Source organism: Streptomyces sp. NBC_00996 (assembly GCF_045162675.1).
In the GTDB taxonomy this organism is placed as follows: domain Bacteria; phylum Actinomycetota; class Actinomycetes; order Streptomycetales; family Streptomycetaceae; genus Streptomyces.
On sequence record NZ_CP108723.1, the window covers coordinates 4888099 to 4911777 of the forward strand.

Genomic DNA, 23679 nt, shown 5'->3' on the forward strand with positions numbered 1-23679 from the left:
CGCGGGTTCGTCGCGGCTGGTCGCGCAGTTCCCCGCGCCCCTGAAGACAGGGGCGCTTCCCCTTAGGGTGCTTGCATGACCGACGTAGCTGGGGAAGCGGTGCCCGCCGTCCGTGTGCGCGGGCTCTGGAAGCGGTTCGGGGAGCAGGTCGCCGTCGCCGGGATCGATCTGGAACTGCCCGCGGGCCGGTTCATCGGGCTCGTCGGTCCGAACGGGGCCGGGAAGACCACCACTCTCTCGATGGTGACCGGGCTGCTCCGGCCCGACCAGGGCACGGTCGAGGTCGTCGGCCGCGACGTGTGGCGCGACCCGGTGGAGGTGAAGGCCCGCATCGGCGTGCTGCCCGAGGGACTGCGTCTCTTCGAGCGGCTCTCCGGGCGCGAACTCCTCGCCTACACCGGCCGGTTGCGCGGCCTGCACGGCACCGAGGTCGACAAACGCGCCACCCAGCTCCTCGACGTCCTCGACCTCGCGGGCGCCCAGCACAAACTCGTCGTCGACTACTCCACCGGCATGCGCAAGAAGATCGGCCTGGCCTGCGCCCTCCTCCACAACCCCGAAGTCCTCTTCCTCGACGAGCCGTTCGAGGGCGTCGATCCGGTCTCCGCGCAGACCATCCGCGGCGTCCTGGAGCGGTACACCGGATCGGGCGCCACGGTCGTCTTCTCCTCGCACGTGATGGAGCTGGTCGAGTCGCTGTGCGACTGGGTCGCCGTCATGGCCGCGGGGCGCATCCGCGCACACGGCCCGCTCGCGGAGGTGCGCGGCAGCGCGCCCTCCCTCCAGCAGGCCTTCCTGGAGCTGGTCGGCGCGCACGGCCGCACCGCCGGGACCGATCTCGACTGGCTGGGCGGCGGGGCCGCCCGATGAGCAGCAACGCCGGTGTCTCCGCCGCGTCGATCACCCCCGTCGTCGTACGACTGAAGCTGTCGCTCCTGCGCAACGGGCTGCGGCAGTCCGCCGGACGGCGGGCCGCGTACGTCACCTCCGTCGTCCTCGTCCTGCTCTTCGCCGCCCTCCAGCTGCTCGGCCTGATCGCGCTGCGCGGCAACGCGCACGCCACCGCCGTCGCCATGCTGCTCATCGCGGTCCTGGCACTCGGCTGGGCCGTGATGCCGCTGTTCTTCCCCAGCGGCGACGAGACGCTCGACCCGACGCGGTTGGTGATGCTGCCGCTGCGCCCGCGTCCGCTCGTACGGGCGCTGCTCGTGGCCTCACTGGTCGGCATCGGGCCGGTCTTCACGCTGTGCCTGCTCATCGGTTCGGTCATCTCCGTGGCACACGGCGCGGCGGCGTACGTCACCGCCGTCGTCGCCGTCGTCGTGGCCCTGCTCGTCTGCGTGGCCCTCGCACGGGCCGTCGCGGCCGCCAACATCCGGCTGTTGTCCAGCCGCAAGGGCCGCGATCTGGCGGTGCTCAGCGGCCTGGTGATCGCGATCGGCGCACAACTGGTCAACTTCGGTGCACAGCGGCTCGGTTCGGCGGGCGGCCTGTCGAAGCTCGACCCCGTGGCGGACGTGCTGCGGTGGCTGCCGCCCGCCTCGGCGATCGGGGCGGTGGACTCGGTGAGCGAGGGGTCGTACGGGGTGGGCATCGCCCAACTCATCCTCGCCGTGGCCGCCCTGGCCGGGCTGCTGGCGCTGTGGTCCCGTCATCTGACCCGGCTGATGACCTCGCCGGACGGGTCCACGTTGCAGGCGGCCGAGCCCGCCGCCCGGGAGCGGGGCTCGTCGGGGCTCGGCCGGCTGCTGCCGTCGGGCCGCACCGGAACGGTCATGGAGCGCAGCCTGCGCTATGTGTGGCGCGACCCGAAGACCAAGGCGGCGTGGGTGACATCGCTGGCGATCGGCCTGATCGTGCCGGTCTTCAACGCGCTCCAGGGCACCGGCTCGATCTACTTCGCATGCTTCGCGGCGGGGATGCTCGGGATCCAGATGTACAACCAGTTCGGGCAGGACACGTCCGCGTTCTGGATCGTGGCGATGACGATCTCGTCCACCCGGGACGCATACGTCGAACTGCGCGGGCGCGCGCTGGCACTGCTGGTGATCACCCTGCCGTACGCGACCCTCGTGACCGTCCTGACGACGGCGATGCTCGGCGACTGGCCCAAGCTGCCCGAGGTGCTCGGCCTCTCCTTCGCACTGCTCGGTGCGATGCTCGCCACCGGCGCGTGGTCCTCTGCCCGCTTCCCGTACTCGATCCCCCAGGAGGGGTACAAGAACGTCGCCCCCGGCCAGACCGGCCTCGCCTGGATCTCCATCTTCGGCGGCATGGTCTCGGCGGCTCTGCTCGCCGCCCCTGTCATCACCGTCACCATCTGGCTGAACGTCACGGCGGACGGCGACGAGTGGACCTGGCTGCTGCTGCCACTGGGCGCCGGGTACGCGGCCCTGATCACGGTGGTGGGGCTGCGCCTGGCGGCGCCTCGCACGGCACGGCGGCTGCCGGAGATCTTGGCGGCGGTCAGCAAGGGGTGATCCACACGGCTCACCCTGTGGACCGTCGTGCCAGGGGCGGCGCCGAGCCCTGCCCTGCACGGGAAGCGCTCAGCTCCCGGTGAGGACCCCGTCCAGAAACGGCTCGATCGCCGCCCGCCAAGCCTCCGGCTGGTCATAATGCACAAGGTGTCCCGCCTCGGCCACCTCCGCATACTGTCCGTACGGCAGCACCCGGACCATTTCCTGCGCCTCGGCCCGCCCCAGCTCCCCGTCCAGCCCCCGCACGACGAGCGCGGGACACCGCACCTGCGCGAGCTCCTCCCAGTGCGCGTCGTACACCCACGTCTGCCGGGACTTGAGCATCTGATCGGGCTCGAAGACCGGACGCCACCCGTCCGGGGACTCGTGCATCACCTCGGCGTAGAACTCCCCCCGGGACGGATTCGGCCGCTCCACCCAGGGATCGTCCTCGCCGAACCACTTCCGTACGTCGGCGAGCGTGGCGAAGGGCACCGGCCAGGCCTTGAACCAGTCCTCCCACTCACGCTGCGACGCGGCCCCTAACGCCGACGCCCGCATGTCACAGATGATCAGCCCGTGTACGAGATCGGGCCGCTTCGCGGCGAGCTGCCAGGCGGTCAGCGCACCCATGGCGTGGCCGATGAGAACGGCGGGGGCGAGGCCGAGCTGCTCGAGCGCGGCCTCGGCGTCCTCGACGTACGCCTCGCGGGTGTACTCCGCCTGAGGCGCCTTGTCGCTCTGGCCGTGGCCGCGCTGGTCGAGGGCGACGGCACGATGCCGTTCGGAGAGCCAGCGGGCGGTGGACGCCCAGTGCGAGGCGCGGCCCATCAGGCCGTGCAGCAACAGCACTCCGGGGGCTCCCGAGGCCTCGCCGGCCCTGGAGGGATCCGCCTTCGGAGGATCGGCGAACTCCCACGCAGCGAGGCGTACGCCGCCCGCTCCCGTCACGTCGATGCGCCCCACCATCGGTAATGGCACCCCCCTAGCTCGCTCGGACCGGCTCGCTCCCGCTCGAACCGGCCGGTCCACTCGTACCGCTTCCTACCGCTGTCGTACCGCTGCTCCTACTACCAATGCTGCTCTACGTGTACCCCTACTGCACCGCCACGCTATCGAATGGGATTTCGAAAATGGCCTTCCTGGCTGCAACACCCCTCATTCGAGTGACCATGCTCGGGGATTGACCGCCGCCGTCGAGGGGAGATCTTCAGCGGGAGGCGGACCGCTCGGGGAAAACGGTCCGAGGGGAATGACCCTGAGAGCTCGGGGCTCCGGGTCAGCACAGGGGAGGACAGGCCCCGGCGCCATCTGGCGCCGGGGCCCTCTCCACATCTGCGGCACATCCTCCCCGCCCCCTCCCCGACCGCGCACCATCGCTCTCGGACACGGTCAAGAGCCCTCAGGTCATATGCCTCACGCGACAGCCTCGCACGCAAATGGTCCCGGCGCTGCGATTCGGCACACTGAATCTTGGTTTCAGTGAGGTCGCGGAAGCATCACAACTGCCTCTGGCGTCACGGGAGTTGACATGCCCAGAGCCACGTGGGCGAGCGGGCGCGGCAGGCGCCCGGGGCCGGCGTGGAGGTCGGTGGCGTGCGCCCGGGTGCCGACCGCGGGGACGGCGGATGCCGGCCCCCACGGCCGGCGCCCGGGAGCTGCCCCTCGCGGGTACCGGCGCCGGGTGCCGATCACACGGGGATCGGCACCCGGCGATGATCAGGTGCCGGCGCCCGGCGCCCCTCTCCGCCGGCGCTAGCGCTTGGCGACGAACACATGGGAGGCAACGTCCGCCTCCAGCTCCGCGGCCTCGCCGCCGCTGCCCACCAGGACCCCGCCCGCCGACTCGGTCACGCTCACCACGGAGCCGGGCTGCACGCCCGCCCGCCGCAGCGTGTACATCAGCTGGGCGTCCGTCTGGATCGGCTCACCGATACGCCGTACGACCACGGTCTTGCCGTCGTGCCCCGGGTCGAGCTCGGCCAGCGACACCATGCCCTCGTCCAGGAACGGGTCGGCGCCGTCCTTCTCGCCCAGCTCCTCCAGGCCCGGGATCGGATTCCCGTACGGCGACTCGGTCGGGTGGCGCAGCAGCTCGAGGACCCGCCGCTCGACGGCCTCGCTCATCACGTGCTCCCAGCGACACGCCTCGGCGTGCACCTGCTCCCACTCCAGGCCGATCACGTCGACGAGCAGGCACTCCGCGAGGCGGTGCTTGCGCATGACACGCGTGGCCAGCCGCCGCCCCTCCTCGGTGAGCTCCAGGTGCCGGTCGCTGGCGACCGACACCAGACCGTCGCGCTCCATCCGCGCCACCGTCTGGCTGACCGTCGGGCCGCTCTGGTCGAGCCGCTCCGCGATCCGGGCGCGCATGGGGACAACGCCTTCCTCCTCCAGCTCGAGGATGGTGCGGAGATACATCTCCGTGGTGTCGATCAGTCCGGACATTCGTGCCCCTCGATTAGCTCTGCCGGAGACTCGATGGCTCACCGGCGTGTGCGCTGGCCCTGAACCCAATTCTGACGCATACCACTGACAACCGTGCCTCGCCGTGGAAACCACGCGCTGACGAGTGCCTGTGCGGCTGTACGGGTGCGGGGCTCGGCCGGGGCGGATGTGGCGCGGCGCCCCGAGCCCAGTGTCGCCCCCGCGGGCCGTATTGACAGGGCACTGGTCCAGACCGCAACGTGATCCGCGACACGATGCCCACCCGACGCGGACGAGACTTCTAAGGGGCTTCGCCGATGAGCGACAGCAAGCTGGCCGGGCAGTTCTTCGACGCCGCGATCGGCATGCTGCAGCGGGTCCGGGACGAGGACGCCGGGGAGATCGCGGCGGCGGGGACCCTGATCGCCGACACCGTCGCCGCCGGCGGACGGCTCTTCGCCTTCGGCGCCGGACACTCCTCGCTCGCCGCGCAGGACATCGTCTACCGCGCGGGCGGCCTCGCCCTGATGAACCTGCTCGCCGTACCCGGCGTCGTCGGCGTCGACGTCATGCCCGCGACGCTCGGCTCCGCCCTGGAGCGCGTCGACGGCCTCGCGAGCGCCGTCCTGGACTCCAGCCCGGTCCGCTCCGGCGACGTACTCGTGATCATCTCGCTCTCCGGCCGCAATGCGCTCCCCGTCGAGATGGCCATGAAGGCCCGCGCGCTGGGGGTGAAGGTCATCGGTGTCACCTCGGTCGCCTACGCCTCCGAGACGAGGTCCCGGCACGTCTCGGGGACGTATCTGAAGGACCACTGCGACATCGTCCTCGACTCGAGGATCGCGGTCGGCGACGCGGAACTCACTCTCGACGCGATCGAGGCTCCCTTCGCCCCCGCCTCCACCGTCGTCACCACGGCCCTCCTCCAGGCCGTCATGGCCACGGCCGCCGGCGCCCTCGCCGACCGCGGCATCGAGCCACCCCTCCTCCGCTCGGGCAACGTGGACGGCGGCCACGAGTGGAACAGCCGCGTGATGACGGAATACGGGGACCGAATCTTCTACCGCCGCTGAGAGGCACTTCGTCCTGGCCGCGGGCAGGCGTAAGACCGGGGCGGAAGCCCCTCCTCAGCGGTCATGGCTGTGGGCCATCGCGCCGCTGGGGCGGCACGGGTGGATACAGCGCCCCTGTGGGCACCCGGTGAGCGCACCCGCCCCGAGCCCGGCCCCCGAGGCCGGGCAACCGCATCGCGCGAGCCCGGGCGCCGCCCTACCCGAGCCCCAGCACACCCTCCAGGTCCAGCGCCATGGCAATCCGTACGGCCACGTCCTCCGCGTACGTCGCGTCCGTCCGCTCGAACTGACTACGCCCCGCCCCTCGCAGAAACGTCACGACCCCCAGCGTCCGCCCGCGGCTCCGCAGCACCGCGCACAGCGCATGCACCGAGTCCGGCGGCCACTGGCGCGCCACGGCCCACTCGCGCGCCCGCTCGGCGGCGGCGGCACCCGCGCTGGCCCGTACGGACCCGGCGCGCTCCACGCACTGCAGGGCGGGATGGCCCTCCGCGTACCGGACGGGCAGCCCCGCCTTCCCGGTGAGCAGACTCGGCCCCGGCGCACCGGAGGGCGTGGCGGCGGCCCGTACGAGCCGCACGGGCCCCTCGCCGTCCCAGGACGAACCTCCCGCCACGCGGTCGATCAGCGCGTGGTCGGCGAAACCGGCGAGCGCGAAGTCGAGGTGGACGGTGGCGACCTCCGCCGGGTCCTCGCACTCGGCCGCGGCCCGCGCCGCCCGGTGCAGCTGATTGGCCCGGAACCGCAGCAGCGCCGCCTCCTGCTCGGTCTGCTTGGCCTCGGTGACGTCCTGGAAGAGCCACCCGACCCCCAGCGGTACGGGCTCCTCCGCAAGCGGCGAGGCGAGCCGCAGGAACCCACTGCGCCAGCAGCGCCGCTTCTCGCCCTCCGTCGTCCGCACACTCACCCACATCTCGGCGGGCGCGGGCGGCGCGCCCTCCGCGAGCACATGCGTGAGCGCGCTCTCCAGCTCCTCCACGCCCTGCGAGAGCAGGTCCCCCAGGGGCCGCCCGAGCACCGACGTACGCCCGGTCCCCAGAGCTCGCGCCGCATGCGCGTTGACGACGGCGGGTCGCAGATCGGCGTCGACGAGCACCACGCCCCAGCTGGCGTCCTCGAACAACGCCTCGCTCAGCGCGATGGACCGCTCGAGATCGATCTGCGCGTGCACCTCGCTGAAGGCGCAGTACACCCCGGCGGGCTTCCCGTCCGGGCCCGGCACGGCGGCGGACTGCGTCCGTACGAGCACCCGCCCCCCGTCCTTGGTCAGCAGGGCGAATTCATGCACCTGCCGCCCAGGGGACTGCATGGCGGACAGCAACCGCCCCTCGACCTCCTCGGCGTCCGCGGTCCGCACGGCCCACCCGGCGAACCCCTGCCGTCCCACGGCCTCGGCCGCGGTCCACCCCAGAATCCGCTCAGCTTCTCGATTCCAGTGGGTCACGACCCCCTCGGCATCGAAGGCACAGAGCGCCGCGTCCATCCCGTCCAGCAGCGCGGCAAGCAGATCCGAACCATCCCGCTCGGGCTCGTCCGGCCCCAGCTCATCGGTGGTCCCACTACGCCGGGAAGCACTCACCTGGACCCCCTGCAGGCTGCGTCCGCACGTACGGCGCGACAGTTCGCTCACTGGTAATCATTCAACTCGAACGTGACCCAGCCCACACCTCGTTCCCCAAAGATTGGACGAAATCGTTGTACGCCGGATTTCCACCCGGCCCGCCCCACGAACCGCCCCCGGGGACACCCCCGGCGCCCCTCGCCCGTCTCCCCCTGGACACCCAGCTCACCGCCCTGCGAACCACGCTCTCCCACAACGACGTACTCCTGAAGATCCTCGAACGCACCGCCGCCCTGACCCTGCCCCACTGGTACCTGACCGCCGGCTGCCTGTTCCAGACCGTCTGGAACGTCGTCACGAACAGGCCCCCGACCCACGGCATCAAGGACTACGACGTCTTCTACTTCGACGACACCGACCTCTCCTGGAAGGCCGAGGACATCGCGATCCGCGCAGGCCGGGAGGCCTTCAGCGACCTGTCCGCCGACGTCGAGATCCGCAACGAGGCCCGCGTCCATCTCTGGTACGAGCAGAAATTCGGCGTCCCCCGCCCACCCCACGACAGCGTCGAGTCCGCAATCGACTCCTTCGCGTCAACGACGTGCTGCCTGGGGGTACGGCTGGAGGCCGACGGCCGGTGGCGGGTCTATGCGCCGCATGGCTTGGCCGACGTGTTCAACCTCGTGGTGCGGCCCAATCCGGTTCTCGCGCCCAGGGAGGTGTACGAGGCAAAGGCGGAGCGGTGGAGGCAGGAGTGGCCCGAGCTGCGGGTGCTGGAGTGGCCTGCTCACCGGCGGGAAGGGCTCGTGCCGTCAACATCTCGGAAAAACGGTTGAGTCGCGTCCGATCGGTTCCTAGGGTGGGTCCCACGCTGAGAAAGGAGGTGATCCGGCAGATGTATGAAACCCGGACGAGCGAGGTGGCTGCGGGCTAAGCGGCCCGTCACCACATCCAGTACGGTGCCGGACCAGCGCGCTCAGCGTGCAGCCGGCCGAATTTCCACGCAGTCACCCGACCCGCGAGCTCGCCGGTACGTCCGGCCGGCTTCTTCGCCGTGAGGCGGAGGGACCCCGAGTTCGCGGGTCGCCTGCGTTTCGGGAGTGGCGTGAGGTGGGGCACATCGGCAGGTGATGCCCCGCAGTACTCTTGGGCCATGCTTCCGATGCTCGTTCGACGCCGTCACGTGGACTTCGTGCGCGTCACGAGCATGGGCTGTCGGCGCTCTGCCTGACCCAGCCCCTGGCACTCCTCGCGGTCCTGCACTTCGTGCAGTGCTGCTCTCTTCCCTCCACTTGGCACCCGTGGCCCCACCAGCAGCTTCCGATCATTGATCTGTCCGCGGCCGACCGCGGGCCCCAGGCCCGTGCGCTGCTGCACGCGCAGTTGCACAGTGCCGCGCACAATGTGGGGTTCTTCCAGCTTGTGGGGACATGAGGTCTCCCCCGATGAGGCTCGACATAGGCGAGCGGGCCGCGCAGACACCCGGTCCGGGTGAGCCTGCGTACTGGTGGCTGGAGGGGCCGAATCAGTGGCCGGACGCCTTGCCGGAGCTGCGGGTCGCCGCGCTGGCGTGGATCGAGCGGCTCAGCTCGGTCGCGGCGCGGCTGCTGCGCGAGCTGCTGACGGCCATCGGGGCGCCCGGCGACTTCTACGAGCCGATCTTCGGGGATCGGGCTCATCCGCATCTGAAGCTGGTGCGGTATCCGGGGAGGGCGGGTGACGGCGGCGATCAGGGGGTTCGGAACTGCTGCCGCTTGACCGTGTACGAGTGCGCTTTCATGAGCATGAGTGAGCCCGGCGCCGGTGGCCGGGGCGTATGGGCGGACTTCCTGTCGATGGGAACGAGAGTTTGCCCGTCGAATGCGTGACCTTTGCGTGCGGTGGTCATTGGGTGCGGTGACGGGATCGTCGAGCTGTGCGGGGGTGATGGGGTGGGTGTGCTGCGGGAGGTGGCGTCGCCGTTCGTGGTGACCGGCCCGTCGGGGGTGGCTGTCCGTGACCGGCTCAGGGGGCTGGCGGCCTGGGACGAGGAGGTGCTGCGGCTGGTCGGCGGCCACCTCGGGTCGCTGGCGTCCCGGGATCTGAGGGCGCGGTGTGCGGCCGGGCTGGAGCACGACGCAGACCGGTGGGCCGCGCGCAAGCGGGAGCTGACCGGCCAGTCGTCGTCGCGGTGGGCGGGATCGCTCACGAAGGCCACGCATGATCAGTGGGCGCTGGCCCGACGCGGCCAGGCCGCGCACATCCGGGGGCTTGAGGCCGGGATCCAGACGATCCGGCACCGGCTCTCGCTCCCCCTCGGGGAGAGGGGATCGAAGCGGGCGGCGGGCGGATACCGCAGCGAGCACGAGTGGTTCCAAAAGACGCGGCGCCTGCACGTGCTGGAGGACCGGCTGGAACATGAGCGCGCCGACCGGGCGGCCGGGCGGGTGCGGGTGGTGCGCGGCGGGAAGCGGCTGCTGACCACCCGGCACCACCTGGAGCAGGCCGGGCTCACGCAGGACGAGTGGCGCCGCCGGTGGGAGGCGTCGCGCCGGTTCCTGCAGGCCGACGGGGAGAGCGGGAAGCGCTACGGCAACGAGACGATCCGCGTCAGCCCCGGCGGCGAAGTGTCGGTCAGGCTTCCTGCGCCGCTCGCCCACCTGGCCAACGCCCCGCACGGCCGCTACGTCCTGGCCGCGCGGGTGGCCCTTGCGCACCGGGGCGACACGTGGCGCGACCGCGTCACCGCGAACCGGGCCGTCGCCTACCGCATCCACGAAGACACCGACCGCGGGCGCTGGTACCTGACCGCCTCGTGGACCATCCCCCCGGCCCGGGCCGTGCCCCTGGAGGCCGCCCGCGCGAGCGGCCTGATCGGCGTGGACACCAACGCCGACCACCTGGCGGCCTGGCGTTTGGACGCGCACGGCAACCCGGTCGGTGAGCCGCGCCGGTTCGACTACGACCTGTCCGGCACTGCCGCGCACCGCGACGCGCAGGTGCGCCATGCCCTCATCCGCCTGCTGCAGAACGCCCACCACCGTTCGGGGCGTTCGGCTGAGCATGAATCCTGGCAACAGGACTCACTTCCGCTCAGTCCTTAGGAACGGTCGGCGCGCACAAGGACTACGGGTTTCTGACGCTGCTGCTGCAGGACCAGGTGGGCGGGCTCCAGGTGCAGCGGGAGGACGGGTTGTTCCATGATGTGCCGCCGCTGCCGGGAGCCTTCGTCGTCAATCTCGGTGAGCTGCTGGAAGTGGCCACCAACGGGTATCTGATCGCCACCAATCATCGGGTGGTCAGTCCGGCTGGAGCCACCGAGCGGTTCTCCGTGCCGTTCTTCTACAACCCGCGGCTCGACGCGCGGGTCGAGCCGTTGCCGTTCCCGCATGCGGCCACCGCGCCCGGGGTGACGACGGATCCGGCGAATCCGCTCTTCGCCGAGTACGGCAGGAACGAGCTGAAGGGCAAGCTGCGGGCGCATCCGCTGGTCGCCGCCCGTCATCACGCGGAGCTGCTCACGCCCGCGTGACGACCGGCGTACGGCGAGGACCCTTCTCCTCGGTGCGACCTGATTCCCGGTGCGCCGGTACTTGGTTCCCGGTGCGCTGGTACGACCTGGTTCCCGGTGCGCCGGTACGACCCGGTTCCCGGTGCGACCGATTCTCAGTGCGCCATTTCTCAGTGCGCGATGTCCTCGTAGCCGTCGATTTCCTGGGGGCTGCGCGAGCCGGGGCCCACGTAGCGCGCGGAGGGGCGTACGAGCCGGCCCGTGCGCTTCTGTTCCAGGATGTGCGCCGACCAGCCCGCAGTGCGGGCGCAGGTGAACATCGAGGTGAACATGTGGGCCGGGACCTCGGCGAAGTCGAGGACAATGGCGGCCCAGAACTCGACGTTCGTCGCCAGGACGCGGTCCGGGCGACGGGCGTGGAGTTCGGCGAGGGCGGCCTGCTCCAGGGCTTCGGCGATCTCGAAGCGGGGCGCCCCGAGGTCGCGGGCGGTGCGGCGCAGGACCCGCGCGCGCGGGTCCTCGGCGCGGTAGACGCGGTGGCCGAAGCCCATGAGGCGTTCACCCTTGTCGAGGGCCTGCTTGACGTAGGCCTCGGCGTCTCCGGTGCGCTCGATCTCCTCGATCATGCCGAGGACGCGGGACGGCGCGCCGCCGTGCAACGGGCCCGACATGGCCCCTACGGCGCCCGAGAGCGCCGCGGCGACATCCGCGCCCGTCGACGCGATGACGCGCGCCGTGAACGTCGAGGCGTTCATGCCGTGCTCCGCCGCGGAGGTCCAGTAGGCGTCCACGGCCGCCACGTGCTTGGGGTCCGGCTCTCCGCGCCAGCGGATCATGAACCGCTCCACGACGGACTGCGCCTTGTCGATCTCGTGTTGCGGGACCATGGGCAGGCCCTGGCCGCGGGCGGACTGGGCGACGTACGAGAGGGCCATGACGGCGGCGCGGGCGAGGTCCTCGCGGGCCTGCTGCTCGTCGATGTCGAGGAGGGGCTTGAGGCCCCAGACGGGTGCCAGCATGGCGAGCGCGGACTGGACGTCGACGCGGATGTCGCCGGAGTGGACGGGGATCGGGAACGGTTCGGCGGGCGGCAGGCCGGGTTTGAAGGCGCCGTCGACGAGCAGCCCCCAGACGTTGCCGAAGGAGACGTGGCCGACCAGATCCTCGATGTCGACGCCTCGGTACCGGAGTGCGCCGCCCTCCTTATCCGGTTCGGCGATCTCCGTCTCGAACGCGATGACTCCCTCGAGCCCGGGTACGAAGTCGGACATCAGGCGGCTCCTCGTGATGTGTGCGACAGATGGTGTTGTGGGGTGTGCGTGGCGTACATGCTGCTTGTGGTGTACGTGGTGTTCGCGACCATGTGTCAGGCGTGGGTGGCGGTCGATGTCGTTCGTCCGCCGGCCCGGTTCCACGGTCGTTCCCGAAAACTCTCGAAGGCTCTTCGGAGCCTTTCGAAGGGTCCTCGCCGACTCGCGGTCCGAAGCGGTCACCCCGGTGATGCCCCGTGCGGCTGGCGGTCATCCCAACCGGAACGGCAGCAGCACGATATCCCCGAGTGCCACCTTTGGGGAGAGTGTGCGGCACTGAGTGCCACGCAGTGATGCAGCACACGCCCACCGGAGGCAGGGGCGCATACGGCAGGATGACCGCGTGAACGACCGCTTCCCGGATGAATCCGCCGCCGAGCCCATCGTCCAGCGCGCAGCCGAGGCCGCCGACGCCGACGCCGAAGAACTCGCCGCCGACCCCGCCGCAATGCGCGCGCACTACCGCGCCGAGGGTCTGGACGAGGCGGACCTCGCCCCGCACCCCATGGACCAGTTCGCCCGCTGGTTCGAGCAGGCGGCGCAGGCCGCGGTGCACGGTTTCGTGCACGAGCCGAACGCGATGGTCGTCTCCACGGCGGACGCCGAGGGCCGCCCCAGTTCGCGCACGGTGCTGCTGAAGCAGTACGACGAGCAGGGCTTCGTCTTCTACACCAACTACGACTCCCGCAAGGCCCGCGAGCTGGCCGCCAACCCGTACATCTCGCTGCTCTTCCCGTGGCATCCGCTGGCCCGCCAGGTCATCGTCACCGGCACGGCGCGGCGCACCGGCCGCGACGAGACCGCCGCGTACTTCCGCACCCGCCCGCACGGCTCCCAGCTCGGCGCCTGGGCCAGCGCCCAGTCCTCGGTCATCCGCTCCCGCACCGAACTGGACGTCTCCTACGCGGAGTTGAGCGCCCGCTACCCGGAGGGCGAGCAGGTCCCGGTCCCGCCGCACTGGGGCGGTTTCCGTATCGCCCCGCAGGCGGTCGAGTTCTGGCAGGGCCGCGAGAACCGCCTGCACGACCGGCTCCGGTACGTGGCGGAGCCGGACGGCAGCTGGCGGGTGGAGCGGCTCAGTCCCTGAGGCCGACGCCTCGGCCGAGCGCCTCCTCCATCAGCGAACCCCACTGCTCCACCACCCGCTCCCGACGCCCCGCGTCGTCCGTGAGGAGGTTGGCCAGGCCCAGGCCCCGGGCCATGTCCAGCAGGCCCTGGACGGTCTCGCGCACGCCGGGCCGGGACTCGTCGGCGCCCAGGAGGTCGACCGCGATGCGGTGGGTCTCGCGGCCGACGCGGGCCTCCAGTTCGGTGACCCTCGGGCGGAGTTGGTCCTCGTTGGAGGCGGCGACCCAGAGGTGCAGGGCAGCGCGGAAGAGGGGGCCGGTGTAGAGGTCGACGAGGGCGGCGACGACGGCGCGGCGGTCGGCGGCGCCGTCGGGGAAGAGGGCGCGCAGGGCGGTGGAGCGTTCCTCGGCGACGTACTCGACCGCCGCCGTGAAGAGGTCCTCGCGGGTGGGGAAGTGGTGCTGGGCGGCGCCCCGGGAGACGCCGGCGCGTTCGGCGACGACGGAGACCGTGGAGCCCGCCCAGCCGTGTTCGGCGAGGCAGGCCACAGCGGCTGCCAGGAGCCGCTGCCGGGTGGCCCGGCTGCGGTCCTGCTTGGGAACATGCGGAAGACGCGTGGCCTGTTCCGTCGTGCTCACACCACCCATGCGGGATCCCGTCGTTCGAGGAAGGCTGTCATCCCTTCGCGGGCCTGCGCGGAGGAGAACAGCCGGGCCGAGAGCGCGGTCAGTTCGGCCGCGTCCCGGTCGAAGGTCTCCAGCACCTTAGCCGTGAGCAGCTCTTTCGTCTCGGCGAGGCCCTGGGGGGACGCTCGGCGCAGACCGTCGAGGAGGGGGGCGAGCACCTCGTCGACGTCGTCGCCGGTCACCGTGAGGAGTCCGGTGCGGACCGCCTCGGCGGCGTCGAAGCGCTCGCCGGTGAGGTAGTAGCGGGCGAGGGCGCGGGGGTCGGTGCGGGGCAGCAGCGGGAGGGAGATCACGGCGGGTGCGACGCCGATGCGTACCTCGGTGAAGGCGAAGGTGGCGTCCGTGGAGGCGGCCGCGATGTCGCAGGCGCCCAGCAGGCCGAGGCCGCCCGCCCGTACGTGTCCGGTCACCCGGGCCAGCACGGGTTTGCGCAGCTCGACGATCTGCCGCAACAGTCCGACGAGGGCTTCCGGGTGCGGCGGGTCGCGCAGGTCGGCGCCCGCGCAGAACGTGTTCCCGGTGTGGGTCAGGACGATCGCGCGTACGTCGCCGTCCTTGCCGCACCTGGTGAGCGCGTCCGCCAGTTCGCCGACGAGGACGGCCGAGAGGGCGTTGCGGTTGGCGGGCGAGTCGAGGGTGAGGGTGGTGACGGCTCGGTCGCGCGCCATGTGTACAACGGTCATGAGCGGCCCCGCAGTTCGCGTCGCAGGATCTTCCCGGAGGCCGCCCGCGGGACGCCTTCGATGAAGGTGACGACGCGGACCCTCTTGTACGGGGCGACGCGTTCGGCGACGTACATCATGATCTCTCCTTCGGAGAGGTCGGTCGCGGACGGCTGGCGCACCACGTAGGCGTGGGGGACTTCGTTGTTGTCTTCGTTGTAGGTGCCTATGACGGCCGCGTCGGCGATGCCGGGGTGGGTGAGCAGCAGCGCCTCGAGTTCGGCGGGGGCGACCTGGAAACCCTTGTACTTGATGAGTTCCTTGACGCGGTCGACGACGAACAGCCAGCCCTCGGCGTCCACGTGCCCGACGTCTCCGGTGTGCAGCCAGCCGTCGGGGTCGATCATCGCCGCGGTGGCGTCGGGGCGGCCCAGGTAGCCCTTCATGACCTGAGGGCCGCGGATGGCGATCTCTCCGGCCTCGCCGACGCCCAGCTCCTTGTCGGGGTCGTCGGGGGAGACGATGCGCATCTCGGTGCCGGCGATGAGCCTGCCGACCGTCCCGGGGGGCGCGTCCGGGGTGTTCAGGGGCACCAGATGGGTGCAGGGCGAGAGTTCCGTCATGCCGTAGCCCTGGCCGATGGGCGGCAGCCCGAGCCGCTGCGAGCAGGCCCGCGCCAGTTTCGCGTCCAGGGGCGCGGCGGAGGAAATGACGTGTTTGAGGGACGACAGGTCGTACTGCGCGACCGCCGGGTGCTTGGCGAGGGCGAGGACGATCGGCGGGGCCACGAACAGCACGTTGATGCGGTGCTTCTCGATGGCCGCGAGGAACGTGTCCAGCTCGAAGCGGGGCAGTACGACGACGGTGGCGCCCTGCCGCAGGGGAGCGTTCATCAGGGCCGTCAGCCCGTAGATGTGGAAGAACGGCAGCACGGCGAGGATGCGGTCGCCGGGGCCCAGCGGCATGGACGGCACGAGCTGCGCCAGGTTGGTGGCGATGGACCGGTGGGTGAGCATCACACCCTTGGGGATGCCGGTCGTCCCGGAGGAGTACGGGAGGGCGGCGACGTCGGCCACGGGGTCGATGTCGATCCGCGGTTCCGGCGCGGTGGTGGCGAGCAGGTCGATCAGCGAGCGGTGCCCGGGCGCCTGGTCGCAGACGAAGATCTCCCGTATGCCGCCCGCGAGTTCGGCTGCCGTGCGGGCGGTCTCCAGGAGGGGCGACACGGTGACGATCCAGGCAGCCGCGCTGTCGCGCAACTGCTTGGCGAATTCCTCGGGCGTGGCGAGCGGGTGCACGGTCGTGACCGACGCCCCCGCACGCGTGGCGGCGTAGAACGCCGTCGGGAAGGCGATGGTGTTCGGACTGTGCAGGGCGAGCACGTCGCCCTTGCGGACGCCCGCGTCGGCGAACGAGGCGGCCAGCAGCCGGTGGAAGCGGTCCAGTTGTTCGTACGTGAGCGTGGTTCCGTCGACACCGTCGACGAGCGCGGGCGCACCGCCGCGCTCGGCGGCACGGCCGAGGACGGCGTCATGGATGGGTTCCTCGACGGACGGGACGTCTGCGTACTGGCTGCGGAACACGGTTCCTCCTAGAGCGGCTCGAGTGGCTCGCTAGTACGACTTGGGAAGGCCCAGGGTCTGGTGGGAGACGTAGTTGAGAATCATCTCCCTGCTGACCGGTGCGATACGAGACACGCGCGACGCCGTAATCAGTGAGGCGAGGCCGAATTCGCGGGTGAGGCCATTGCCGCCGAGGGTGTGCACGGCCTGGTCGACGGCCCTCACACAGGCCTCGGCGGCCGCGTACTTGGCCATGTTGGCCGCCTCTCCGGCGGCGACGTCGTCCCCGGAGTCGTACAGGAACGCCGCCTTCTGCATCATCAGGCGGGCGAGTTCGAGCTCGATGTGGGACTGCGCCAGGGGGTGCGCGATCGCCTGGTGGGCGCCGATGGGCGCCTTCCAGACGGTGCGTTCGCGCGCGTACTCGACGGCCCTGGAGAGCGCGTACCGGCCCATGCCGATCGCGAACGCCGCCGTCATCACCCGCTCCGGGTTGAGCCCGGCGAAGAGCTGGAGCAGGCCGGCGTCCTCGTCGCCGACGAGCGCGTCGGCGGGCAGCCGTACGTCGTCCAGGGTCAGCTCGAACTGCTTCTCCGCGCCCTGGAGTTCCATGTCGATCCGACGCCGCCCGAAGCCCTCGGCATCACGCGGGACGATGAACAGACACGGCTTGAGGCGGCCCGTCCGCGCGTCCTCGGTGCGTCCCACGATGAGCGTGGCGTCGGCGATGTCGACGCCGGAGATGAACACCTTGCGGCCGGTGAGGACCCAGGTGTCGCCGTCGCGGCGCGCCGTGGTGGTGATCCGGTGGGAGTTGGAGCCCGCGTCGGGTTCGGTGATGCCGAAGGCCATGGTGCGGGTGCCGTCGCTCAGGGCCGGCAGCCACTCCCGCTTCTGCGCCTCGGTGCCGAAGCGGGCGATCACCGTGCCGCAGATCGCCGGGGACACGACCATCATCAACAGCGGGCAGCCCGCCGCTCCCAACTCCTCCAGCACGATGGAGAGTTCGGCCATGCCGCCACCCCCACCGCCGTACGCCTCGGGCAGGTTGACGCCGAGGTAGCCGAGCTTGGCCGCCTCGGACCAGAGTTCGTCCGGGTGGGCCCCCTCGGCGACGACCTTGGTGAGGTATGCGCGGCCGTAGCGCTTGCCGAGGGCGGCTACGGCCGAGCGGAGGGCCTTGTGCTCTTCGGTTTCGACGAGATCGGTCATGGGGGCTCCTCAGGGAGAGGGGGGTCGGCCGTCTGGAGGGTGCGGGTCTTGGGTGGCTTGGCGCGCTCACGCGGCGGAGCCGCATATTCGATGCAGCCCGGCGCCCCTCAGGTCTGCTGTACGACCGCCAGCAATGCGCCGACCTCCACTTGCTGGCCGGGTGCGGCGTACAGAGCGCTGAGCGTTCCTGTGATCGGCGCGGAGATCTTGTGCTCCATCTTCATCGCCTCCAGCCACAGCAGGGGCTCTCCGGCCCTTACAGCGGCTCCTGCGGCCAGCCCCTCCGACACCCGGACCACGGTGCCGGGCATCGGTGCGAGCAGTGAGCCGGGGGCGCGCTCCGCGGCCGGATCGGGGAAGCGGGGCAGGGCGGTGAGGGCGGTCGCGTTCACGAAGACCTGGTCGTCGTAGCGCGCGACCTCGAACTTCCGTCGTACGCCGCCCACTTCGAGTACGACGAGAGCGGCGTCGGCGTGCACCACGCGCACCCCGTCGGCGGTCAGGCCCTCGCGGGTGTGCCGGTAGTGGACTTCGTGTTCGGTGCCCGCCATCAGGTAGCGCTTGGTCTGGGGCTGCGAGGGCAGGTTCCGCCAGCCGCCGAACCCGGAGCGCCCGTGGGCGTCCGCGAGGGCGGCGGCCAGAGGGACGTACGGGTCGGGGGCGGGTGTCGTCAGATCGGCGAGGTGGCGCTCGTAGAAGCCCGTGTCCATCCGGGCCGCGGTGAACTCCTCGTGCCGCAGCGACCGTACGAGCAGGTCTCTGTTGGTGACCGGGCCGTGGATCGTCGCCCTCTCCAGGGCGCCCGACAGCCGGCGGAGGGCTTCCGCGCGCGTCGGGGCGTGGGCGACGGCCTTGGCGAGCATCGGATCGTAGTGGATGCCGATGGGGTCGCCGTCGGTGTAGCCGGTGTCGAGGCGGACTCCGTCCGGGACGGTGAGGCGGTGCAGGGTGCCGGTCTGCGGGGCCCACGCGCCGGCCGGGTCCTCCGCGTAGAGGCGGGCCTCGACCGCGTGGCCACGCGCGCGCGGCGGTGCGTTGTCCAGCGCCGCGCCCTCGGCGACCTGGATCTGCAGCGCCACGAGGTCGATGCCGAAGACGGCTTCCGTGACCGGGTGTTCGACCTGGAGGCGGGTGTTCATCTCCAGGAAGTGGGCCTTGCCGTTGGCGACCAGGAACTCGACCGTTCCGGCGCCCACGTAGTCGACCGCGCGGGCGGCGCGTACGGACAGGTCGTACAACGTCTGAGTGAGGTCGCCCAGCCCCGGTGCGGGAGCCTCCTCGATGACCTTCTGGTGACGCCTTTGGAGGGAGCAGTCGCGGGTGCCGAGTGCCCACACCGTGCCGTGCGTGTCGGCGAGGATCTGCACCTCGACGTGCCGGCCGCCCTCCACATAGGGCTCGACGAAGACCTCCCCGTCGCCGAAGGCCCCGAGCGCCTCGGCACGGGCGGCCGTCAACTCGGGGTCCAGCTCCGCCAGTTCCCTGACCACGCGCATACCGCGCCCGCCACCGCCCGCGGCCGCCTTCACCAGCACGGGGAGGTCGTCGGCCGTCACCTGCGACAGGGCTTCGATCCCCATCAGCTTCTTGGCACGCGTCTTCGAGGCCATCGCCTCGATCGCCTCGGGCGGCGGACCGATCCAGACGAGGCCCGCCTCGAGGACGGCCCGTGCGAAGTCGGCGTTCTCGGACAGGAAGCCGTACCCGGGGTGCACGGCGTCCGCGCCGGCGCTCAGGGCCGCCTTCACGATCAGGTCGCCGCGCAGATACGTCTCCGAGGGCGCCGCCCCCGGCAGCCGTACCGCCGTGTCGGCCACGCGCGCGTGGAGGGCGTTCTCGTCGGCGTCCGAATGCACGGCGACTGTTCGGATTCCCCCCTCACGGCAGGTGCGGAAGACACGGCACGCGATCTCGCCGCGGTTCGCGACGAGCACAGAAGTGATCACTGGATCCCTCACATCCGGAAGACGCCGAAGCCGCCACGCGCGCCCTCGTACGGCGCCGTGTGGATCGCGGACAGGCACAGGCCGAGGACGGTGCGGGTGTCGCGCGGGTCGATGACCCCGTCGTCGTACAGCCGCCCGGACAGGAACATCGGCAGGGACTCCGACTCGATCTGCTGCTCCACCATGGTGCGCAGGGCGGCGTCGGCGTCCTCGTCGTACGGCTGCCCCTTCGCCGCCGCCGACTGCCGGGCGACGATGGACAGGACGCCCGCGAGCTGCTGGGGGCCCATGACGGCCGACTTGGCGCTGGGCCAGGCGAACAGGAAGCGCGGGTCGTACGCCCGCCCGCACATGCCGTAGTGACCGGCGCCGTACGAGGCGCCCATGAGCACGGAGAGATGCGGGACGCGCGAGTTGCTCACCGCGTTGATCATCATCGCGCCGTGCTTGATGATGCCGCCCTGCTCGTACTCCTTGCCGACCATGTAGCCGGTGGTGTTGTGCAGGAAGAGGAGGGGGATGTCGCGCTGGTTGGCCAGCTGGATGAACTGGGCCGCCTTCTGGGACTCGGCGCTGAAGAGCACCCCTTGGGCGTTGGCGAGGATGCCGACGGGGTAGCCGTGGAGCGCCGCCCAGCCGGTCGTGAGGCTCGTCCCGTACAGCGGCTTGAACTCGTCGAAGTCCGAACCGTCGACGATGCGGGCGATGACCTCGCGCGGATCGAAGGGGTGTTTCAGGTCGCCGGGCACGATCCCCAGGAGCTCGTCCTCGTCGTACTTGGGCGGGGCCGCCGGGCCCGGATCGCCGTACGCCTTGCGGTGGTTGAGCCGTGCCACCACGCGCCGGGCCTGCCGCAGCGCGTCTCGCTCGTCGACGGCGAAGTAGTCCGCCAGACCCGACACGCGCGCGTGCATCTCGGCGCCGCCCAGCGACTCGTCGTCGCTCTCCTCGCCGGTGGCCATCTTCACCAGCGGCGGCCCGCCCAGGAAGACCTTGGCCCGCTCCTTGACCATGATCACGTGGTCGGACATACCGGGGACGTATGCGCCTCCGGCGGTGGAGTTCCCGAAGACCACGGCCACGGTGGGGATTCCGGCCGCCGACAGCCGCGTGATGTCGCGGAAGATCGCACCGCCAGGGATGAAGATCTCTTTCTGGGACGGCAGATCGGCGCCGCCCGACTCGACGAGGCTGATGCAGGGCAGCCGGTTGGCGAGGGCGATGTCATTGGCCCGCAGCGCCTTCTTCAGGCTCCAGGGGTTGCTGGCACCGCCGCGCACGGTCGGGTCGTTCGCCGTGATCAGGCACTCCACGCCCTCGACGACCCCGATCCCGGTGACGAGCGAGGCGCCGATCGCGTAGTCGCTTCCCCAGGCCGCCAGCGGCGACAGCTCCAGGAAGGGCGTGTCCGGGTCGAGCAGCAGCTCGATGCGTTCGCGCGCGAGGAGCTTGCCGCGCTTGCGATGCCGCTCGACGTACTTGGGCCCGCCGCCGGCGAGCGCCTTGGCGTGCTCGGCGTCCAGGTCGGCCAGCTTGACCAGCATGGCTTCGCGGTGGGCGGTGTAGTCGGGGCTGTTGATGTCGAGCGCGGAGGAGAGGACGGTCACAGGAGGGTCTCCGGTATGTCCAGGTGGCGGGAGCGGAGCCATTCGCCGAGGGCCTTGGCCTGGGGGTCGAATCGGGCCTGGGAGGCGACGCCTTCGCCGAGGATGCCTTCGACGACGAAGTTGAGGGCGCGAAGGTTGGGCAGTATGTGACGGACGACTTTCAGATGACGGCTCTCGGTCATCAGATTCTGAAATCTGTCAGTCGTCAGTTGATGCGCCATCCATCGCCAGGCGTCGTCCGACCTCGCCCACACACCGACGTTGGCGTTCCCGCCCTTGTCCCCGCTCCGGGCCCCGGCGATGAGCCCGAGGGGAGCGCGGCGGGTCGGTCCGGTCAAGGGCAACGGCTCGGGCAGCGGCGGCTCTTCGGGCGTCTCCAGTACGCGGGTGTCCTCCGCCGGAGCCACACGGACCCGTCGCCCGTCATAGAGGACCGCCACGTGGTCCACAGCCCCATGGGGGACGTACACGTCCTCGAAGACCCCATAAGGCGCGCCCGTCCCAGGTGGCGCCATCACATGGAATCCGGGGTAGCTCGCCAGCGCCAGCTCGATGGCGGCCCCGCTGAGCGCCCGCCCCACGACCTCCTGCTCCTTGTCCCGCACGACGAGCCGGAGCAGCGCGCTCGCGGTCTCCTCGGTGGGGGCGTCGGGGTGGTCGGTGCGGGCGAGGTCCCAGCGGACGTCCGCCGGGCGGGACTTGGCGGCGTCGAGCGCGGCCTCCATCTGGGCCCGTACCAGAGCGGCCTTGTGCTCGATGGCGAGCCCGGTCAGGACGAACACGACCTCGTTGCGGAAGCCGCCGAGCCGGTTGAGGCCGACCTTGAGGGTGGGGGGCGGGGCCTCGCCGCGCACGCCCTCGATCCGTACCCGGTCGGGGCCCTCCTGGGTGAGCCGGACCGAGTCCAGCCGGGCGGTGACGTCGGGGCCCGCGTACCGGGCGCCCTGTGTCTCGTACAGGAGTTGGGCCGTGACCGTGCCGACGTCGACGAGGCCTCCGGTGCCGTCGTGCTTGGTGATGACGCTGGTGCCGTCCTCGTGGAGTTCGGCGAGCGGGAAGCCGGGGTGGCGCAGGCTGGCCGGGTCGTGGTCGGCGAAGAAGGCGTAGTTGCCGCCGGTGGCCTGGGTGCCGCACTCCAGGACGTGCCCGGCGACGACGGCGCCCGCGAGCCGGTCGTACGCGCGCGGCCCCCAGCCGAAGTGGGCGACGGCGGGCCCGGTGACGAGCGCGGCGTCCGTGACCCGCCCCGTGACGACGATGTCCGCGCCCTGGCGCAGGCACGCGGCGATGCCCGCGCCGCCGAGGTAGGCGTGCGCGGCGAGACTCCCCGCGTACTGGTGCGTCAGGTCGTCGCCCTCGACATGGGCGACGCGTACCGGGATGCCGAGCCGGTCGGCCAACTCGCGGACGGCGTCGGCGAGTCCGGCCGGGTTGAGGCCGCCGGCGTTCGCGACGACGCGCACGCCCCGCTCGTGCGCCAGGCCGAGGCACTCCTCCAGCTGCCTCAGGAAGGTCTTGGCGTATCCACGTCTCGGGTCCTTCAGCCGGTCGCGGCCCAGGATGAGCATCGTCAGCTCGGCGAGGTAGTCGCCGGTGAGGACGTCCAGCGGGCCGCCGGTGAGCATCTCGCGCAGGGCGTCGAAGCGGTCGCCGTAGAAGCCGGAGGCATTGCCGATGCGCAGCGGTGGTACGCCGCTCACCCTGCGGCTCCCTTCGGCGCGCGCCCGACGCCCGGTGGCCCCGCGAAGGCCTGAGCGATGTCCAGCCAGCGGTCGGCGTCGGGGCCTACCGCCCGTACGGCGAGGTCGGCGCGGTTCGCCCGCTGGGTCACCAGCAGGCAGAAGTCGAGAGCGGGCCCGGTGACGCGCTGGGCGGCGTCCGCCGGGCCGTACGTCCACAACTCGCCCGAGGGGCCGACCAGTTCGACCCGGAACTCCTCACCGGGCGCGGTGAGTCCCCGTGCCCCGAAGGCGAAGCCACGGGCCCGCACCCCGATGCGCACCACATGCTTCAGCCGGTCCGTGGGTGCGCGCACCACGCCCAACGTGTCGGCCACGTCCTGTCCGTGGGCCCAGGTCTCCATAAGACGGCCGGTGGCCATAGAGGCGGCCGACATGGGCGGGCCGTACCAGGGAAACCGGGTTCCGGTGGGTGCCGCGCGCAGGGCCTTCTCCAGCGCGGCACGCCCCTCCCGCCACTCGGCGAGCAGCCGGGCGGGCGGCAGTGCGGCCCCCTCCGCCGCACCGTCGTCCACGAATCCGTCGGGCGCGGCGAGCGCCTTCTCGACCTCCTTGGCGAAGGCCTCGGCGTCGGTCACGGCGAGCAGCGCGGAGCGGTCGGTCCAGGCGAGATGCGCGATCTGATGGGCGACGGTCCACCCGGGAGCGGGTGTCGCGCGCGTCCATTGCCCCTCCCCCAACTTCCCCACCAACCGGTCGAGTTCCTCGCTCTCCCGGTGCAGATCGTCGATCACGGACGACGGGTCGGACACGATGCGCTCCCCTCGGGGCACGAGTTGTGTGTCCGGGAGCATGGCAGTGCTCACAGAAACAAGCAAGCATGCTTGCATTAATTGACGCAGATGCAGCCACCGAAACGCCCCGCCGACGAGACCCG

At 71.3% G+C, this 23679-nt stretch carries 17 protein-coding genes and 3 pseudogenes; 8 read left to right on the forward strand and 12 right to left on the reverse strand.

Going from position 1 to position 23679, the window contains the following annotated elements:
• Positions 1-75: 75 nt before the first annotated feature.
• Positions 76-870 (forward strand): ABC transporter ATP-binding protein, encoded by a 795-nt coding sequence (locus tag OG390_RS22945; protein ID WP_406170635.1) that lies wholly within the window; start codon positions 76-78, stop codon positions 868-870.
• On the forward strand, positions 867-2480 hold the full coding sequence (locus OG390_RS22950) for a transporter (protein WP_406170637.1): 1614 nt from the start codon (positions 867-869) through the stop codon (positions 2478-2480). The genes OG390_RS22945 and OG390_RS22950 overlap by 4 nt, the downstream gene beginning before the upstream one ends.
• A gap of 69 nt (positions 2481-2549) precedes the next feature.
• On the opposite strand, the gene OG390_RS22955 is transcribed toward OG390_RS22950, so the two are convergent.
• Together OG390_RS22955 and OG390_RS22960 are read right to left on the reverse strand one after the other, a co-directional pair.
• Complete coding sequence (locus OG390_RS22955) at positions 2550-3428, reverse strand: alpha/beta fold hydrolase (RefSeq protein WP_399087856.1); 879 nt, start codon at positions 3426-3428, stop codon at positions 2550-2552.
• Positions 3429-4214: 786 nt separating this feature from the next.
• Positions 4215-4907, reverse strand: a complete 693-nt coding sequence (locus tag OG390_RS22960; protein ID WP_406170639.1) for a metal-dependent transcriptional regulator — start codon at positions 4905-4907, stop codon at positions 4215-4217.
• Between the two features lie 296 nt (positions 4908-5203).
• Between OG390_RS22960 and OG390_RS22965 the strand changes: the two genes are divergently transcribed.
• The gene (locus tag OG390_RS22965; RefSeq protein ID WP_406170641.1) at positions 5204-5959 is read left to right on the forward strand and encodes an SIS domain-containing protein; all 756 of its coding nucleotides are present in this window, start codon (positions 5204-5206) and stop codon (positions 5957-5959) included.
• A gap of 196 nt (positions 5960-6155) precedes the next feature.
• On the opposite strand, the gene OG390_RS22970 is transcribed toward OG390_RS22965, so the two are convergent.
• Positions 6156-7538, reverse strand: coding sequence for a PAS domain-containing protein (locus tag OG390_RS22970; RefSeq protein ID WP_406170643.1), 1383 nt, complete (start codon positions 7536-7538; stop codon positions 6156-6158).
• A 194-nt stretch (positions 7539-7732) separates the two neighbouring features.
• Between OG390_RS22970 and OG390_RS22975 the strand changes: the two genes are divergently transcribed.
• From OG390_RS22975 to OG390_RS22990, 4 genes and pseudogenes are all read left to right on the forward strand, one after another.
• Positions 7733-8356, forward strand: coding sequence for a nucleotidyltransferase family protein (locus tag OG390_RS22975; RefSeq protein WP_406177809.1), 624 nt, complete (start codon positions 7733-7735; stop codon positions 8354-8356).
• A gap of 430 nt (positions 8357-8786) precedes the next feature.
• Positions 8787-9259, forward strand: a pseudogene (locus OG390_RS22980) (2-oxoglutarate and iron-dependent oxygenase domain-containing protein); the annotation flags it as partial.
• A 192-nt stretch (positions 9260-9451) separates the two neighbouring features.
• Positions 9452-10525: pseudogene (locus tag OG390_RS22985) on the forward strand (IS200/IS605 family accessory protein TnpB-related protein); the annotation flags it as partial.
• Between the two features lie 83 nt (positions 10526-10608).
• Positions 10609-11031: pseudogene (locus OG390_RS22990) on the forward strand (2OG-Fe(II) oxygenase family protein); the annotation flags it as partial.
• A gap of 149 nt (positions 11032-11180) precedes the next feature.
• Here the strand turns inward: OG390_RS22990 and OG390_RS22995 are convergent.
• Positions 11181-12281, reverse strand: coding sequence for a citrate synthase 2 (locus OG390_RS22995; protein WP_399087848.1), 1101 nt, complete (start codon positions 12279-12281; stop codon positions 11181-11183).
• A 487-nt stretch (positions 12282-12768) separates the two neighbouring features.
• On the opposite strand from OG390_RS22995, the gene pdxH reads away from it, so the two are divergent.
• The gene (pdxH, locus tag OG390_RS23000) at positions 12769-13407 is read left to right on the forward strand and encodes a pyridoxamine 5'-phosphate oxidase (protein WP_399088085.1); all 639 of its coding nucleotides are present in this window, start codon (positions 12769-12771) and stop codon (positions 13405-13407) included.
• Here the strand turns inward: pdxH and OG390_RS23005 are convergent.
• The 8 genes from OG390_RS23005 to OG390_RS23040 form a co-directional block, all read right to left on the reverse strand.
• Positions 13397-14035, reverse strand: coding sequence for a TetR/AcrR family transcriptional regulator (locus tag OG390_RS23005; protein ID WP_406170644.1), 639 nt, complete (start codon positions 14033-14035; stop codon positions 13397-13399). The two genes, pdxH and OG390_RS23005, sit on opposite strands and share 11 nt — an antisense overlap.
• Positions 14023-14742, reverse strand: a complete 720-nt coding sequence (locus OG390_RS23010) for an enoyl-CoA hydratase family protein (RefSeq protein ID WP_406170645.1) — start codon at positions 14740-14742, stop codon at positions 14023-14025. Before OG390_RS23010 ends, OG390_RS23005 begins: the two co-directional genes overlap by 13 nt.
• An 11-nt stretch (positions 14743-14753) precedes the next feature.
• Entirely contained in the window at positions 14754-16319 is a 1566-nt protein-coding gene (locus OG390_RS23015; protein WP_406170646.1) for a 4-coumarate--CoA ligase family protein, read from the reverse strand.
• 30 nt (positions 16320-16349) lie between these two features.
• Entirely contained in the window at positions 16350-17510 is a 1161-nt protein-coding gene (locus tag OG390_RS23020; RefSeq protein WP_406170647.1) for an acyl-CoA dehydrogenase family protein, read from the reverse strand.
• A gap of 107 nt (positions 17511-17617) precedes the next feature.
• Positions 17618-19456: an acetyl/propionyl/methylcrotonyl-CoA carboxylase subunit alpha gene (locus OG390_RS23025; protein ID WP_406170649.1), complete on the reverse strand. Its 1839-nt coding sequence runs from the start codon at positions 19454-19456 to the stop codon at positions 17618-17620.
• Between the two features lie 8 nt (positions 19457-19464).
• On the reverse strand, positions 19465-21063 hold the full coding sequence (locus OG390_RS23030; RefSeq protein WP_406170650.1) for an acyl-CoA carboxylase subunit beta: 1599 nt from the start codon (positions 21061-21063) through the stop codon (positions 19465-19467).
• Positions 21060-22763: an acyclic terpene utilization AtuA family protein gene (locus OG390_RS23035; RefSeq protein ID WP_406170652.1), complete on the reverse strand. Its 1704-nt coding sequence runs from the start codon at positions 22761-22763 to the stop codon at positions 21060-21062. Before OG390_RS23035 ends, OG390_RS23030 begins: the two co-directional genes overlap by 4 nt.
• Positions 22760-23554: a TIGR03084 family metal-binding protein gene (locus OG390_RS23040; protein WP_406170654.1), complete on the reverse strand. Its 795-nt coding sequence runs from the start codon at positions 23552-23554 to the stop codon at positions 22760-22762. Before OG390_RS23040 ends, OG390_RS23035 begins: the two co-directional genes overlap by 4 nt.
• Between the last annotated feature and the right edge of the window lie 125 nt (positions 23555-23679).